Below are 15,560 nucleotides of genomic sequence, written 5' to 3'. Positions count from 1 at the left end.
ACTCAGGCCAGCGCCGGCGAGCGCGCCATGCCGATGAAGCCCGGCAGCGCCTCGATACGCGCGAGCCAGGCCCGTACGTGTGGATAGTCGGCGAGACCGACGCCACCTTCCGGCGCATGGGCGATATAGCTGTAGCCCGCGATGTCGGCCAGCGTCGGCCGGTCGGCCGCCAGCCAGTCGCGGCCGTCGAGATGGGCGTCCATCATCACGAAAAGTTTATGCGCCTTGGTCTTCGCCGCCTCATGATCGAGCGGCGCATCGAACACGGTGACGAGGCGCGCGGCGCAGGGGCCGGCGGCGATCTCGCCCGCCGCAATCGAGAGCCAGCGCTGCACCTGCGCCTTTTCGAGCGGCGTGGTACCGATCCAGAGGGCAGGATCACCGTAGCGCTCGACCAAGTAGGTGATGATGGCGTTGGAATCGGAAAGCGTGATGCCGTTGTCCTCGATCGCCGGCACCTGCCCCAGAGGGCTGATCTTCAGATAGCCGGGCCGGCGGTGCGCGCCATTGGCCATATCGAGATCGACGTTTTCGTAAGGGATCTCCAGCAGCGCGAGCATCAGCTCGACCCGATGGCAGTGACCCGACTTGGGGTTGCGATACAGCTTCACGGGCTGGTCGTTGAGAGCATTGGCGTTAAGGTCAGCGTTCGACATGACGAGCTCCTTCATCGCGATGATGATCGGGTTGATCGAAGTCGTTACTCTAGAACCTCACGAATAGCGGAAGAATAGGGTTATTCTGAAAGAAACTGTTTTATATTCTGAAATTATCATCCCTCTCGAGCCAAGCTGGACATCATGGACCGCCTACAGGCCCTCAACGTTTTCGTCGCCGTTGCCGAAGCCGAAAGCTTCGCCAAGGGAGCTCGCGCCACCGGGCTCAGCGCGCCTTCCGCCACGCGAGCCATCACCACCCTGGAGACCGCGCTCGGTGCGCGGCTTTTCACCCGCTCGACGCGGCGTGTCAGATTGACCGAGGTCGGTCGAACGTATCTCGGGGAAGTGCGGGAAATACTCGCTCATCTACAAGCCGCCGACGACATCGCCTCTGGCGCGGCCAACACGCCCGTCGGGCAGCTGCGAATCACCTGTCCGCAGGAGTTCGGACGAATCCACGTCGCGCCGCTTCTGACCGAGTTTCTCGATGAATATCCGCGGGTTCGCGCCGACGTGCTGATGGTCGACCGCATCGTCAACCTGGTCGAGGAAGGCTTCGATATCGCCGTGCGTATCGGCCACCTGCCCTCATCCGAGCTCTCCGCCGTCCGGCTCGGTCAGGTTCGCCGCGTCATCTGCGGCTCGCCGGGCTACTTCGCCGCGCGAGGCCGCCCGCAGACGCCGGGCGATCTCGCTTACCATCGGGTGGTTGCCAGCGGGTCGACGCCTCCCCTCGACGAGTGGCGACTTGGGCGGGACGGAACGCAGAGCGTCAGGGTGAATCCTCGACTCACGGTCAGCAGCCTGGCCGCGGCCATCGATATCGCCAGGCGAGGTTGGGGCCTGTGTCGCGTACTGTCGTATCAGGTGGGGCCCGACCTCGAATCCGGTACTCTCCAGACCGTGCTGGAAGAGCACGAGCCCGCCCCGCTGCCGGTTCATCTTGTGCACGTGGAGGGGCGCCGCGCCGCGGCAAAAGTCCGCGCCTTCATCGACTTCGCCGCGCCGCGATTGAAGCAGATAGCAGTGTTGCGTTGACGTGATACCGACTCAGGGCGAACCGAAACGCTGGATAGACGCTGCGCAATCACTCCGCCGTTCCGTGACGTAGCTTGAAATTTGCGGACATCTGCACTCTCCCTCGACGGGGCACCAGCCAGGCCTGGCATGCCAGAACTGGCGCAACCTGACCCCGTTTTTTCTACTCGATGGCCAAGACGATCTTGCCCTGGATATGGCCTTCGGCGGCGCGTTCGTGGGCCTTGCGGGCATCGGCAAGCGAATAAACGCTGTCCACGACGACGCGAATCGTGCCGTCATCGAGCAAGCGTCCGATTTCCAATAGCTGAGCCCCGTTCGAACGAACCTGGGTTGTCGAAACGGTGACGCCCCGCTTCGCGGCTTCCTCGGCACCGTCGAAACCCAGCGGGTAGATCGGGAACAGGGCGCCGGCGCGCTTAAGCGTGGACAAAAAACGCCCCGTGGTCTGGCCTCCCAGCGCATCGATGACCAGGTCGATGTCGCGGACGACATCTTCGGGCGGTGTCTTTGTGTAATCGATGAACTCGTCCGCCCCGAGCTCGCGAAGAAGCGATTCATGCTTGCCCGACGCCACGGCGATGACGTGCGCACCCTTCAGCTTCGCGATTTGCACCGCAAAGTGTCCAACCCCGCCCGCGGCGCCATTGATGACGACGGCCCTGCCCTCGAGCGGCACTGGTTGGTGACGGCTCGACTGAAGCGGATTGGGTTCATGGTGACCCAGCTCGACCATGAACTGCCACGCCGTGAGCAGCGACATCGGCGCCCCGGCGGCATGTGCGTGATCGATACCGGCAGGTTTGAGCGCGACTTGCGATGCCGGCACGCTGACGTACTCGGCATAGGCCCTGCTCTCCCCGAACATACCGTCAGGGAAGCGAACCATCGAATACACCTCATCGCCGATGGCGAAATCATCGATGTCGTCGGCGACCGCCGCGACGACACCGGATACATCCGTTCCCAGAATGAGGGGGAAATCCGTCTGCGGCTGCCATTCAGGCGGTAGCGATCGATAGCCATCGCGCAGGTACCAATCGGGGGGATTGAGGCCAATCGCGTGAACGCGAACGAGCACTTCGCCCGCTTTCAGGGCTGGCATTGGAGCATCCTCGAAACGCAGGGCATCGGGGCCGCCAAACTGGTACTGGCGAATCGCTTTCATCGTTTTATTGGGCATGACTTTTTCCCGAGCCACTAATGGGCTATCGTTAACGGAACAGTGCTCCGAATAATCGGAGCACTGTTCCACTTTGTCAAGGTTTACCGATGAGAGTTGATGCCCGGAAAAATTACGACCGTCTGCTTGCGGTTGCTGGCGAGGTCTTCGCCGACCAGGGAGCCGACGCGTCACTGCGCGACATCGCGCGCAAGGCCGGCGTCGGGCTGGGCACGCTGTATCGACATTTCCCGACGCGAGAGGCTTTGCTGGAAACGTTGTTGCGCGCCAGCTTCGAGGCGCTGGCAGCGCGGGCTGAAGCGCTTCAGCAATCAAGCTCCGCCGACGAAGCCCTCGTCGCGTGGATGCAGGAAACCACCGAGTTCACGTACAGCCAGCGTGGCATCATCGCGTTGATGATGGACGCTATCGAGGACACGGATTCCGCGCTTCATGCCTCGTGCGTCATGCTACGAGCCGCAGGCACGGCGCTTCTCGCCCGTGCGCAAGCCGAGGGCAAGGCCCGGGGCGACCTGGATGGCGCGGAGCTGTTCGATCTCATCGCGGCGCTCGCCTGGCTGCGGGAGCAGCCCTCGCACGCGCCCCGTGCGGACCGACTGTTCGATGTCATCGCCGGTGCCGTTCTGAACGATCGCGTCGGCGCCTGACGACACCGTATCGGCGCGCCTTCGAAGCGCTTGTGGCGACCCATCGCAGGTTGCTTTGCGGACTCTCGCTATGCCTTCGGATAGCGAGAGCGCATCGATGCGCCACGTTCGGGGATATCCAGACGGCGTGTGTGGCCGGTACTACCCAGTGGCTATTTCCTGCATCGATCGACAGAAGCCCTCGCGTCGCACCCAGCAATTACCCTCGGCCATGCTGGTGGCGAGGTGTGGTGCGAGGCGCTCCGGCACGACGCGAGACCGCCAGCAAGAGCCGGCCGTCATCGCCGGAACCCTGAACCGGTGAAATCAGCGGGTCGTTTATGGTTGGCGCCAAAAGCGTATCGATTGTCCTTTATGGCACACAGGCGCCATTCCAGTTCACCTAGAGTATCGACTTCAGCTCACATTGAGGAAAACAAAATGTCGGCTACGAACATCCATTCCGTTCTAGACGAACTGCTCAACCGCCAGGACCTCCCGCTGGAAGCGGTGATTGACCGCCATTTCAGCCCCGCCTATCGCCAGCGCACCAACGGATGCTGGGACGATCGCGCAGGATTTACCCGCCACGCGCAGAAACTTCGCGAAATCGTCGCATCGGCCCGAATCGAGATGCTGGACGAACTACGGGATGGCAACCGCTACGCCGACCGCCACCGGGTCCACATTGCACGACGCGACGGCACCCACGTCGTGCAGGAGGTCTACCTGTTCGCGGAACTGGATATAGACGGGCGCTTTCTACGAGTCGAGGAAACCACGTTGATGCTCGAGGGTACCGAGGCCGATCGCAATATCGGTAGCGTTCAATGATGCAGACTGTCTGAAACCGGACTTGTTCTCGCCTGTCAGTACATCACCGCTCAGCGACGAAAAAGCCAGACCTTCCGTGCCGCGCCGCTTGGGCAACTTCGGAGACTTCGCTGACATCGCCTGCCGATCACTGGCGTCGACGACCAGCGAATTACCGCTCGCCCGCCAGCGGCGACCCTCAGAACGCCGCTGTATCGGGCTCCGCGACCGCAGGGCGCTGCTCGCTCTTCAGCTCTTTCGCGACCGATTCCAGATGATCGGTGCTGATATCGGCCGGCGAATGGGCGCCGATCAGCGTCATGGTCACGCGCATGTCGGCGGCGATCAGTTCGAGCAGGTGCGAGACGCCCCGCTCACCTTCGGCCGCCAGCGCGTAGGCGTAAGCGCGGCCGAGCAGCACCCCTTTCGCGCCCAGCGCCAGCATCCTGACCACATCCAGACCGGAGCGAACGCCGGAATCCGCCAATACCGTCAGTTCGTCCCCGACCGCCTCGACGATACGCGGCAGCGCCTGGGCGGTGGGAATCGCACCATCGAGCTGCCGCCCGCCGTGGTTGGAGACGATGATCCCATCGGCCCCCATGCGTACCGCATCTCGCGCATCTTCCTTGTCCAGCAGCCCCTTGATAATCAGGTTGCCCTTCCAGCTGTCCCGAATCCACTCCAGCTCGCTCCAGCTGATGGAGGGGTCGAAGTTCTTGGCCAGAAAGCCCATGTAGTCGTCCATGTTCATCTGGCGGCCGGTGTAGGCTTCGATATTGCCGAACGACAGCGGCTTGCCCTTGAACGCGACATCGAATGCCCATCGGGGATGCATCAAGGCCTGAGCGGCCTGGCGAAGTTTGGCATGGGGTCCGGACATGCCGGAGTGACGATCGCGATAGCGCGAGCCCGGCAGCGGCATGTCGACCGTGAACACCAGCGTCTTCATGCCGGCTGCCCAGGCGCGCTCCAGCGCATTCTGCATGAACCCGCGATCCTTCAGCACGTAGAGCTGGGACCAGAGCTCACCCTGGGCGCCTTTCGCGACCTCCTCGATCGAGCAGACCGACACCGTCGAGAGCGTGTAAGGAACACCCGCTTTCTCCGCCGCGCGCGCCGCCTGCACTTCACCGCGACGGGCATACATCCCGGTGGCGCCGACCGGCGCCAACGCCACGGGCATCTGCCAACGGCTGCCGAGCACGTCGGTTTCAAGCGTCGGCGTGCCGCCGCCCTGCAGCACCCGCTGGCGTAGCGGAATCGCCTGCAGTGCCTCGACGTTGCCGCGCATGGTGCTTTCGGTCACCGCACCGCCGTCGAGATAGTCGAACAGAAACCGGGGAACACGCCGCTGAGCGGCGCGCCGGTAATCGGAAGGGCCTGAAATGATCATGGATTCGCCTTACGCTCGATTCGGGAGCGATGAAAGAGACGCTCGATTCGGGAGCGGTGAAAAGAAACGCTCGGTTCGGGAGCGATGAAAGAGACGCTCGCCGCAGACGGCGATGAGAAAGAGACCGTTTGAACGTAGCGTATCAACTCCCCTCGCAGAAAAGCGGACGGGAGATCGTGACTTTAGTCGAACATCATCCGCCGACGCGCTGTTTCGATGGATACCTGGCGCCTTCGCTACCGCAAGGGGCAAACATGCGTTGTCCCTTCAACTCGGGCATGCTGGACACATCACGATCTATCGACATCAGACGCAAACCGGACAGGCAAGGAGCGCCCATGACCCAGCAAGCGACCCCCACGCGCCAAGCGCTATACGAACGTGCTCAGCAGCGTGATATCCCGGGACGCTCTTCCATGAGCAAGGAAGAACTGGCGGCGGCGCTGGAGCGGCACTCATCTGAGGAACCCGCGCCCAAGGAACCGGCCCCCGAAGTCGCGACGCGTTTCGAGACGTTCAAGCGCCTGGCTGAAGCCGTGGCCGACGGCGAGTTCGTGCTGCGCCCGCGCGTACTGACGGGCTTCGAGCGTCGTCGGCACGTGCGCCAGACGCTGCGCGAAGATCACCAGACCCGCATCGCCAACGGCTCCGAAGAAGCCGGCGTCAAGTTCGCCAAGCTATCGGATTCGCTGTTCTCGTTCTTTCGCGGCACCGCGCTATTGTTCTATCGCGACATGGCCGGCGACGATGCCTGGATGCCGACCGTGCTGGCGCTCGGCGACGTCCATCCCGAAAACTTCGGCGTCATGCCCAACGCCAGTAACGTGCCGATTTTCTCGGTCAACGATTTCGACGAGGCCTATTACGCCCCCTTCACCTGGGACATCAAGCGCGGCGCGGTCGGCTTCATGATCGCCACGGAAACCGAAGGCGAGCTCAAGCGCAAGCACCGGATCAAGGTCGTGCGCCACTTCGTGAAGGGTTACATCGACGCGATGCAGCGTCTGGCCCGCGACGGCCACGAGCAGGACGAAGAGATGCGCTTCGACAACGCCCCCAAGCTGATTCGCAAACTGTTCGAGGACGCCGACGAGAACCGCGCCGAGTGGCTGATGGATGACTATCTCGACGAGACACGCAGCGGGTTCCGCCCGACCAAGAAGCTGATACCGATCTCGTCGCGGCGGGACGAATTCCAGGCAATTACCGACCGGCTGATCAAAGAGAACCACATCGACGTGCCGGCACGGGCCCGAGGGCGAGATAAGAATGGTATGCACGTGAAGGACGTAGCGATACGTCTCGACCAGGGCACCGCCTCGCTGGGGCTCAACCGCTACTACGTGCTGATCGAAGGCCCACAACGTGACGGGACGGACGACCTGATCATCGAGTACAAGCAGGCCCGGCGCTCCGCCCTTTCCGGCCTGGTACCGCCTTCCGTCTACGAGATGGACACGCTTGCCGAACGCATCAGCCATGCCCAGGCCGTCCATCTCGTGCGCGGCGATGTCTTCTATGGTCATGCTCGCTTCGACGGGCAGAGCTACATGTCGCGAGAGCGCGCCCCGTTCCGGGACGATATTGACCTCGACGATCTCTCCAAGAGCGAATGGAGGGAGTACGCCCGTATCTGTGGCGGGGTGCTCGCCCGCGTGCACGCCCTCTCCGATGAGTCCGGCAGGATCGACTACGACGTCGAGCCTGCGATCGTCGACTCCATCGGCCCGTCGGCACTGTTCATCGAAGACATGGTGGAATTTGCCATCGAATCCGCCGACCGCGTGCGCCGCGATCATGCGATATTCCGCGAGGATCACGCCCGCGGCGCGTTCGAGCATCTGGACTGGGTGCATCGGTGAGATGACACCGATGCGCGGCGGCCACCGGTGTCATCGAACGAGTAAGGATTCCTGAGCAGTTCGCTTTGGCGTTGGCACCGTCAACCGAGAACCGTCGAGAATTCCTCGGTCGTTCGTGGAGCATTCCATGCCGGTGACAATCAGCTCGGCTGAAATGGAGGCATTCACGCTTCGCTCGATGACACCGGCCGCCAATTTCCGGCTCCACCTCAACCCAGCAGCAGATCGCCCTCGATGGGGATGAACTGGCTGGCGGCATTGATGAGGGAATTGGCAGTGAGCTTGGGCACGCCGTAGACCTCGACGCGCTTGCCGTGCACCTCTCGAATCTTCCGCGCCAGCAGGTCGAAGTCGCCGTCGCCGGAAACCAGCACGATGACGTCTGCTTGCGCCGCGTACTCGATGGCATCGAGCGTGATGCCCACATCCCAGTCGCCCTTGGCGGAACCATCCGCACGCTGGATGAACGGCTTCAACTTCACTTCGAAACCGATCGTTCGCAGCGTGTTCTGGAAACCGCGCTGTTTAGCGTCGCCTTTATCGGTGGCGTAGCAGCGGGCGGCCAGCACCTCCCGGCCCGCCGTCGCCTTCGCCCAGAACCGGCGATAGTCGAACTGTTTGGCGTAGGCATCACGCACGGTGTAGTAGACGTTCTGGGTGTCGACGAAGATGGCAACGGTGGTCATGGCAGGGATTCCCGGCAGGCAGTGAGGCGCCGGTCTCGGAAGGCGGGCGTCGGCTTACGTGCATGGTACCGTGCCCGGCGCCTGATGCGATCAGAAGGAAAGGCTGACGTGCAACGCTTCACACCCGGATTGACGAGGGGGGCGATGGTCACTGGCGAACGCACCCCGTCCCATGGGACCTGCGCAGCCAGACACGCGGATATCGATCCGCCAACGCAAGGAGACGACGCCTGATCTTGAGGCTCCGTGGATGGCGCCACCATTCCGCGACGCGCTCGAGCCGTAGTGTCGTCAGACGCCGCATGATCAAGCCGGCTTATTAGACCAGCGCCCCACCGCACCGAGGTCAGTCGCCATGCACGTCGATCACGATCTTGCCAAACGGCCTGCGGTCCAGATGATCCAGCGCCTGAGGCAGCTCGGCAAAGGTATAGCGCGCCTCGATGACCGGCTCGAGCCGGGCTTGATCCACCGCCCGCACGAAGCGCTCGAGCGCTCGCCGGCTACCGGTGCCAATACCGTGAATCGTGACGTCCTTGAGCATCAGCGGCATGGCTGGGGAGGCGATATCGAATCCGGCCAACGCCCCGATCTGGCATACGTGCCCACCCACGGCAGCCAGTTGGACGGAGACGCCGAGATTATCGCCACCAACCACGTCGAGCACATGATCCACGCCCTCGTCATCGGTCAGCGCGTATACCGCTTCCATCCAGTCATCGCGGGAACGATCCACCCAATGATCGGCTCCCAGCGCCAACGCCCGTTCACCTTTCTCCGGTTGGGTGGCAACGATCACCTCTGCCCCGCTCATCTTCGCGATGAGCAGACCGAATAGCGCCACGCCGCCGGTACCCGGAATCAGCACCCGATCGCCAGCCTTGACGCCGGCTCTCTCGACGAGCGCAAACCAGGCCGTCAGCCCGGCGCAGGGCAAGGTACTGGCCTGGGCATCATCCAGAGTGCGCGGCGCATGAACCAGCCAGGCGGCAGGCATGGTCACGTATTCGCTCAGAACGCCGGGGTAGAATCCGCCCAAAGTACGATAGGCCGGTGTTCGCGCATTACCCGGTCGACGCCCATCGATCCAGTCGGGCGTGAACACGGAGATGACCCGATCTCCCTCGGCAAACCCCTTCACTTGCTCCCCCCGTTCGACGATGGTGCCAGCCATGTCGGAACCGGGCGTGAAGGGGTAAGCCAGCGATAGTCCCCTGCCACTCTCGATCACCATCTTGTCGCGGTGGTTGAGCGAGACGGCCCCCACCCTGACCAGCACCTCATCCACCGCGGGGCGTGGCTTCTCACAGGTGGCCAGTGTCAGTCTTTCACGACCGATCGCGTCCATCTCCCAACGCCGTATCGCTCTCATCATGTTGGCTCTCCATCGAAGGGTGCCGACGGTCGTCGACAGCGTGGCGAGACTATCCCACGACGGCGAGCGCACTATAATACGCATCAATCGACACGCAGTGATGAATGAGAGACAGCAATATGAACGGAAACAGGATATGAACGGGAAGGAGATTGCCGAACTCATCGCGTTCATGGAGGTTGCCAGATCGCAGAGTTTCCGCCGTGCTGCGTCACGCTTAGGAATGTCACCCTCGGCGGTGAGTCACACCATTCGCTCACTGGAGACGCGGCTGGGGGTCAGAGTGTTGAGTCGCACCACCCGCAGCGTATCTCTCACCCAAGCGGGTGAACGTCTACTGCAACGTGTGGAGCCGGCGATTAGCGACATCCGCCAGGCCGTGCGTGAATCGGCGGCGTTTCAGGCCTCACCACAAGGCACGGTCAGGATCAATTTGCCGCGCATTGCAGCCCAGCTCGTACTAGTGCCACGACTTCACGCCTTTCTGGAGCGCTATCCTCGTATCAACGTGGACCTCGTCATCGACGACACGCTGACCGATATCGTCTCGCAAGGCTTCGATGCGGGCATTCGCTCGGGCGAGCGCTTGCAACAGGATATGGTCGCCAGACAATTGACGCCTGCACTGAACATGGCCGTGGTGGGTGCACCAAGCTACTTTGCTCGACGCTCGCCACCGGAAGTACCGGCCGATCTCCACAAGCACATCTGCATCAACTACCGTTGGAGCGACTCGAACGCCTTGTACGCCTGGACTTTTCAGGAGGGCGATAGACGTTTCGATCTACAGGTTCGCTACGCCTTGACCCTCAATGACACCAGCCTGATCGTCGCGGCAGTTCTGGAAGGCACCGGACTCGCCTATCTGCCACAGAATCATCTGCAAACCCATTTCGACAGCGGTGAGCTGGTGCGCGTCCTCCCCTCATGGACGCCGTCGATCCCAGGGTTCTACCTCTACTATCCACACCGCGAACACATGCCCAGCGCGTTGAGAGCCTTCGTCGATTTCATGACCGAGCCGCCAATCAAAGACTCTCACAGCTAAAATAACAAAAGCGCGAGCGTGCATTATGGCGGAAATACCGGTGGAAACGTGCCCTTCCAACTTCCCTTCTCAGAGAATGAATCCTGGAGAATTTCATGTCTGTGACAATCAGCTCGCTCGTTGATCGCCCGAACTTTATCGATGCTTGCGCGGCCTGGACCTACGGCCAGTGAGGTGTCGGTTCGACGCGCACACCCGTAAGCACTCTGGAGCGCTTCAGGCGATCGGCCCGGGATCAGGAAATCCCGCTCACGTTCGTGGCACACATCGCTGACCGGCCAATCGGCATGGCGAGCCTATTCGAAGACGACTGCGAGCTTCGACCTGATCTCAGGCCTTGGCTTGCCGCCGTCTTCGTTCATCCCGATCATCACGGCAACGGCGTCGCCGGTCTGTTGATCCAGGCGGTAGAACACGCGGCACAGCAATTAGGCGAACACACGATCTATTTGACGACGAAAGACAGCCAAAACCTCTACACCCGACACGGATGGCAGCACACTGGCATCGTTCAGTATCCGCACGACGATCTTTACCTCATGCACAAGCCGCTGATCTGACAATCGGGGCGATCATTCTTCGCCTAATGCTGGGCCACGAGCGATGATCGAAGGCATCGCATCGGCACGTTATCCGAGCAACAAATCCAAGTCGCCGTCGCCGAATAGAACCCCGCTATCGAGCCGCGAGCTCCTTCCGAACGATCTCCGCGCCAGCACTCAGAGCGCTGAGCTTGCCTTGGGCTACCCGTCGAGACAAGGGCGTCATGCCGCAGTTGGTGCAGGGATAGAGCTTGTCGGCATCGACGAACTTGAGCGCCTTGCGCAGCGTCTCGGCAACCTCCTCCGGCGTTTCGATGGTGTTGGTGGCCACGTCGATCGCCCCGACCATCACTTTCTTGCCGCGGATCAGTTCGATCAGCTCCATCGGCACGTGGGAGTTCTGGCACTCCAGCGAGACGATATCGATGTTCGACGCTTGCAGCTTGGGGAAGATTTCCTCGTACTGCCGCCACTCCGACCCCAACGTCTTTTTCCAGTCGGTGTTGGCTTTGATGCCGTAGCCGTAGCAGATATGCACGGCGGTTTCGCACTCGACCCCTTCGATGGCTTTTTCCAGGGCGGCGATGCCCCAGTCGTTCACCTCGTCGAAGAAGACGTTGAAGGCCGGCTCGTCGAACTGAATGATGTCCACGCCGGCGGCGGCCAGGTCGCGGGCTTCCTGGTTGAGGATCTTGGCGAACTCCCAGGCCAGCTTTTCGCGGCTCTTGTAATGGCCATCGTAGAGCGTATCGACCATGGTCATCGGGCCGGGCAGCGCCCACTTGATCGGCTGGTCAGTCTGCTGGCGCAGGAATTTGGCATCCTCCACGAAAACCGGCTTCTCGCGCGCCACCGGACCGACCACCGAAGGAACGCTGGCGTCATAGCGGTCGCGGATCTTGACGATCTCGCGCTTTTCGAAATCGACACCGCTCAAGTGCTCGATAAAGGTGGTGACAAAGTGCTGACGGGTCTGCTCGCCATCGCTGACGATGTCGATACCGGCCCGCTGCTGATCGTGCAGGGAGACACGAAGCGCATCCTGCTTGCCCTCGGCCAGCTCCTCGTCCTGCAGTTTCCACGGCGACCAGAGCGTCTCGGGCTGGGCCAGCCAGGCGGGCTTGGGCAGGCTACCGGCCGTCGACGTGGGCAACAAAGTCTTCATACAAAATGACCTTAATAACGGGTTGATCAAAGGATGTCGTTGTAACGGGTTGACCAAAAAGAGTCGTTGGAACGGGTCGATCAAAGGGAGTAGTTGGCCGACCACTGCTCGAGCACGTGGCGGTAGGGCTTGATGAAGTGCCGCTCGGTGAACTTGCCCTGCTCGACGGCCAACTGGCCGCGCTCTTCACGGTCGTAGACGATACGCGTCAGCGAGTAGTCCTGATGCTTCAGGCTGGGCTGGTAGATCTTGCCTGCCAACGAATTGGCGTTGTAGATCTCGGGGCGATAGATCTTCTGGAACGTTTCCATGGTGCTGATGGCGCTGATCAGTTCGAGATCGGTGTAATCGGCCAGCAGATCGCCGGAGAAATAGAACGCCAGCGGCGCGACGGCATGCGGCGGCATGAAGTAGCGCACCTGCAGGCCCATCTTGCCGAAGTAGAAATCCGTCAGCGAGGACTCGTCGTTTTCATATTCCACGCCCAGCACCGGGTGGCGATTGTCGGTCTGGCGATAGACCTTGCTGCTGGAGACGCTGAGACAGATGACCGGCGCCTTGCTAAAGGAAGCCCGGTAGGCGTCGGAGTCGACGAAGCGCTTGAACAGCTTGCCGTGCAGATCGCCAAACCCTTCCGGGATGCCGAATTCGGCTCGATCCTGGTTGTGCTCCGAGAGCCACACGCTGAAGTCGTAGTCGCGCACGTAGGAAGAAAAGTTGTTCCCCGCCATGCCCGGAATGCGCTTGCCGGTCTGCTTGTCGATGATCGTCGTCTTCAGCATCTCGATCGCGGGAAAGGTGTCGTCCTCGTCCTCGGCCCCCACGCTCAGCTCGCCGGTGATGATGTCGAGCTCGACGGCGTAGCGATCCGCCTTGGGGTTGTCCCAGTGCGCCAGGGCATTGAAACGGTTATCGATCATCGTCAGGGTATTGCACAGGTTTTCCTCGCGACGCTCCCCTCTTGCCAGGTTGGCGAAGTTGGTGGTCGTACGCGTGTTCTCGGCCGGACGGTAATGCTCGTCGAACCGCACGCTCTTGATATCGAATGTGAAATCGTGACTCATCGCGAACAGGCACCCTGGTAATAGAGAGCGCTGGCACCGTCAGAAGGCCCAGCGCCCATCAATGCAATATCTGGCGTATCGACCGACAGGCCCGTGGCGGCTGTCAGCGAAGCGGATGCGCTCTTTATGCCAGAGCCTGTGGATGCATGAAAAGCGATATGATTTCACCCGAACATGAGTCAGGCTCATGATGTGATTGGAAGCCAGGGTCGGCGTGCCGTCTATCGCTACTCGCGAACGTGATCGATCAGGGCGCGAAGCTTAGACGTGACGGCGCGGCGGCTCGGATAGTAGAGATAGAAGCCGGCGAAAGGCGGCAGCCACTCATCCAGGATCGTGATCAGTTCACCGCGCTCGATATAGGGTCGAAACGTCTCTTCCATCCCGAATGTGATGCCGCCGCCAGCAAGCGATGTCCGGATCATCAACAGCATGTCGTTGGTGGTCACCTGCGGCTCGACCGACACGTCGAATGCCCTGCCGTCGTCTTCGAACTCCCATCGATACGGCGCCGTTTCGGGTAGCGGACGCCAACCGATGCAGCGGTGATAGGTCAACTCCTGCGGGTACATCGGCCGACCGTGGCGAGCCAGATAGTTCGGCGAAGCGACGGCGACCTGACGCTGTTCCCCGGTCAGCGGGACGGCAACCATATCCTGCTCGATCACCTCCCCGAGTCTGATTCCCGCGTCGAACCCGCCCGCGACGATATCGAACTCCTCGTCGGTCACCGTCACATCCAGCGTGACGTGGGGATACTCCTCGACAAAATCAGCGATCAGCGGCCCCGACAGAAACCGCTCCGCAATCGACGTCGCCGTGACCTTCAGCATGCCGTGGGGCGATTCAGGCGAATCCAGCGTGGCCTCCAGCACGGCCGTGATTTCCGCCATCGGAGTGGAAACCGCCTGCAGTAACCGCTCGCCCTCTTGCGTCAGCCGAACACTACGCGTGGTCCGGTTGAAGAGCGGCCTCTCCAACGCGCTTTCGAGGCGCCGGACACCCTGGCTTACCGCGGAGCGCGTCACACCCAGCCGGTCGGCGGCAGCGCGGAAGTTTCCCGCTTCTGCCACAGCGATGAACATTGTCAGGAGACTGAGATTATTGTTCATTGGTAAACCTAGCTAACCGATGTGTCCAGCGTTCAGCATATTCTGTTCAACAGTCTCGCACCCTATCTTGTTGCTCACCGGAGCCGAACGAGAGTTCGCTCCAGAGTTCGGTTCAAAGCTCATTCCAGAGCTCATTACAGAACGCATTCCAGAGACAACAGGAGAGAAGACCATGAGCATCAAAGGCAAAATCGTCTTGATCACGGGTGCCAGCAGCGGAATCGGTGAGGGTATCGCCCGAGAACTGGCCGCCGCCGGGACCAACGTTCTACTGGGTGCGCGCCGCATCGACAAACTCGAGCAGATCGCGGCGGATATTAGCGAGAACGGCGGTACCGTGGAAGTGCGCGCACTGGACGTCACGGATCGACACGCCATGGCCGCGTTCGCCCAAACTGCGCTGGATCATTGGGGGCGTATCGACGTGCTGGTGAACAACGCCGGCATCATGCCGCTCTCGCCGCTTTCCGCTGGCAAGTTCGACGAATGGGAGCGCATGGTCGACGTCAACATCAAGGGCGTGCTGTGGGGAATCGGCGCCGTGCTGCCGGTAATGGAGCGTCAGGCTGAGGGGCAAATTATTAACATCGGTTCCATCGGCGCGCTACAAACCGTACCCACCGGCGCGGTCTACTGCGGCACCAAGTTCGCGATCCGCGCGATCTCAGATGGATTGCGCCAGGAGAGTTCGAATATTCGCGTGACCTGCGTCAATCCCGGCGTCGTCGCCAGCGACCTCGCTTCGACTATCACGCACGACGAGACAGCTGCCTTCATGGACGCGTACCGCGCCGTTGCCCTGCAGCCCAGTGACATCGCCCGTGCCGTACGCCAACTCATCGAAGCGCCGGCTAGCGTCGATACCACCGAGATCACGATTCGCCCGACGGCGTTGCCTAACTAGCTACTTTGATACGAGACGAAATTTTACAATTGTGATGATACGAAAGCTTACAGAAATATGCTCTGGCGAAGTGGCCGCTTATGCAGG

The 15,560-nt window shown here is 61.5% G+C and carries 15 protein-coding genes; 7 read left to right on the top strand and 8 right to left on the bottom strand.

Features of this window, described 5'->3' with window-relative positions; all coding sequences use genetic code 11:
- Positions 1-2 precede the first annotated feature (2 nt).
- Positions 3-656: a glutathione S-transferase gene (locus BTW08_RS10465; RefSeq protein WP_075562474.1), complete on the bottom strand. Its 654-nt coding sequence runs from the start codon at positions 654-656 to the stop codon at positions 3-5.
- Positions 657-800: 144 nt separating this feature from the next.
- On the opposite strand from BTW08_RS10465, the gene BTW08_RS10460 reads away from it, so the two are divergent.
- Positions 801-1,697, top strand: a complete 897-nt coding sequence (locus tag BTW08_RS10460) for a LysR family transcriptional regulator (protein WP_075562473.1) — start codon at positions 801-803, stop codon at positions 1,695-1,697.
- A 163-nt stretch (positions 1,698-1,860) separates the two neighbouring features.
- Here the strand turns inward: BTW08_RS10460 and BTW08_RS10455 are convergent, their stop codons facing one another.
- On the bottom strand, positions 1,861-2,898 hold the full coding sequence (locus BTW08_RS10455; protein ID WP_246837703.1) for an NADP-dependent oxidoreductase: 1,038 nt from the start codon (positions 2,896-2,898) through the stop codon (positions 1,861-1,863).
- Between the two features lie 71 nt (positions 2,899-2,969).
- On the opposite strand from BTW08_RS10455, the gene BTW08_RS10450 reads away from it, so the two are divergent.
- Together BTW08_RS10450 and BTW08_RS10445 are read left to right on the top strand one after the other, a co-directional pair.
- Positions 2,970-3,527 (top strand): TetR/AcrR family transcriptional regulator, encoded by a 558-nt coding sequence (locus BTW08_RS10450; protein WP_075562471.1) that lies wholly within the window; start codon positions 2,970-2,972, stop codon positions 3,525-3,527.
- 420 nt (positions 3,528-3,947) lie between these two features.
- Complete coding sequence (locus BTW08_RS10445; RefSeq protein WP_075562470.1) at positions 3,948-4,340, top strand: hypothetical protein; 393 nt, start codon at positions 3,948-3,950, stop codon at positions 4,338-4,340.
- A gap of 178 nt (positions 4,341-4,518) precedes the next feature.
- On the opposite strand, the gene lldD is transcribed toward BTW08_RS10445, so the two are convergent.
- Positions 4,519-5,715 carry an FMN-dependent L-lactate dehydrogenase LldD gene (gene lldD, locus BTW08_RS10440; RefSeq protein ID WP_075562469.1) on the bottom strand — a complete coding sequence of 399 codons (1,197 nt, stop codon included), beginning with the start codon at positions 5,713-5,715 and terminating at the stop codon, positions 4,519-4,521.
- Positions 5,716-6,053: 338 nt separating this feature from the next.
- Here lldD and BTW08_RS10435 point away from each other — a divergent pair, with 338 nt between their 5' ends.
- Positions 6,054-7,577: a DUF2252 family protein gene (locus BTW08_RS10435; RefSeq protein ID WP_075562468.1), complete on the top strand. Its 1,524-nt coding sequence runs from the start codon at positions 6,054-6,056 to the stop codon at positions 7,575-7,577.
- A 209-nt stretch (positions 7,578-7,786) separates the two neighbouring features.
- Here the strand turns inward: BTW08_RS10435 and BTW08_RS10430 are convergent, their stop codons facing one another.
- Both BTW08_RS10430 and BTW08_RS10425 read right to left on the bottom strand, forming a co-directional pair.
- Positions 7,787-8,263, bottom strand: a complete 477-nt coding sequence (locus BTW08_RS10430; protein ID WP_075562467.1) for an NYN domain-containing protein — start codon at positions 8,261-8,263, stop codon at positions 7,787-7,789.
- Positions 8,264-8,609: 346 nt separating this feature from the next.
- Positions 8,610-9,638, bottom strand: coding sequence for an NAD(P)-dependent alcohol dehydrogenase (locus tag BTW08_RS10425; protein ID WP_246837701.1), 1,029 nt, complete (start codon positions 9,636-9,638; stop codon positions 8,610-8,612).
- Positions 9,639-9,774: 136 nt separating this feature from the next.
- Here BTW08_RS10425 and BTW08_RS10420 point away from each other — a divergent pair, with 136 nt between their 5' ends.
- Both BTW08_RS10420 and BTW08_RS10415 read left to right on the top strand, forming a co-directional pair.
- On the top strand, positions 9,775-10,686 hold the full coding sequence (locus BTW08_RS10420; RefSeq protein WP_075562465.1) for a LysR family transcriptional regulator: 912 nt from the start codon (positions 9,775-9,777) through the stop codon (positions 10,684-10,686).
- 206 nt (positions 10,687-10,892) lie between these two features.
- Positions 10,893-11,246, top strand: a complete 354-nt coding sequence (locus BTW08_RS10415; RefSeq protein WP_083627812.1) for a GNAT family N-acetyltransferase — start codon at positions 10,893-10,895, stop codon at positions 11,244-11,246.
- A 115-nt stretch (positions 11,247-11,361) separates the two neighbouring features.
- Here the strand turns inward: BTW08_RS10415 and BTW08_RS10410 are convergent, their stop codons facing one another.
- The 3 genes from BTW08_RS10410 to BTW08_RS10400 form a co-directional block, all read right to left on the bottom strand.
- The gene (locus BTW08_RS10410) at positions 11,362-12,393 is read right to left on the bottom strand and encodes a methionine synthase (protein ID WP_075562464.1); all 1,032 of its coding nucleotides are present in this window, start codon (positions 12,391-12,393) and stop codon (positions 11,362-11,364) included.
- An 80-nt stretch (positions 12,394-12,473) separates the two neighbouring features.
- Positions 12,474-13,457: a DUF1852 domain-containing protein gene (locus BTW08_RS10405; protein WP_075562463.1), complete on the bottom strand. Its 984-nt coding sequence runs from the start codon at positions 13,455-13,457 to the stop codon at positions 12,474-12,476.
- Positions 13,458-13,684: 227 nt separating this feature from the next.
- Positions 13,685-14,569 (bottom strand): LysR family transcriptional regulator, encoded by an 885-nt coding sequence (locus tag BTW08_RS10400; RefSeq protein ID WP_075562462.1) that lies wholly within the window; start codon positions 14,567-14,569, stop codon positions 13,685-13,687.
- Between the two features lie 172 nt (positions 14,570-14,741).
- Here BTW08_RS10400 and BTW08_RS10395 point away from each other — a divergent pair, with 172 nt between their 5' ends.
- The gene (locus BTW08_RS10395) at positions 14,742-15,473 is read left to right on the top strand and encodes an SDR family oxidoreductase (RefSeq protein ID WP_075562461.1); all 732 of its coding nucleotides are present in this window, start codon (positions 14,742-14,744) and stop codon (positions 15,471-15,473) included.
- Positions 15,474-15,560 lie beyond the last annotated feature (87 nt).

Source organism: Salinicola sp. MH3R3-1 (assembly GCF_001937155.1).
In the GTDB taxonomy this organism is placed as follows: Bacteria; Pseudomonadota; Gammaproteobacteria; order Pseudomonadales; family Halomonadaceae; genus Salinicola; species Salinicola halophyticus.
The sequence above is the reverse complement of the archived record's forward strand: the minus strand, read 5'-3'. Positions and strand labels throughout refer to the sequence as shown.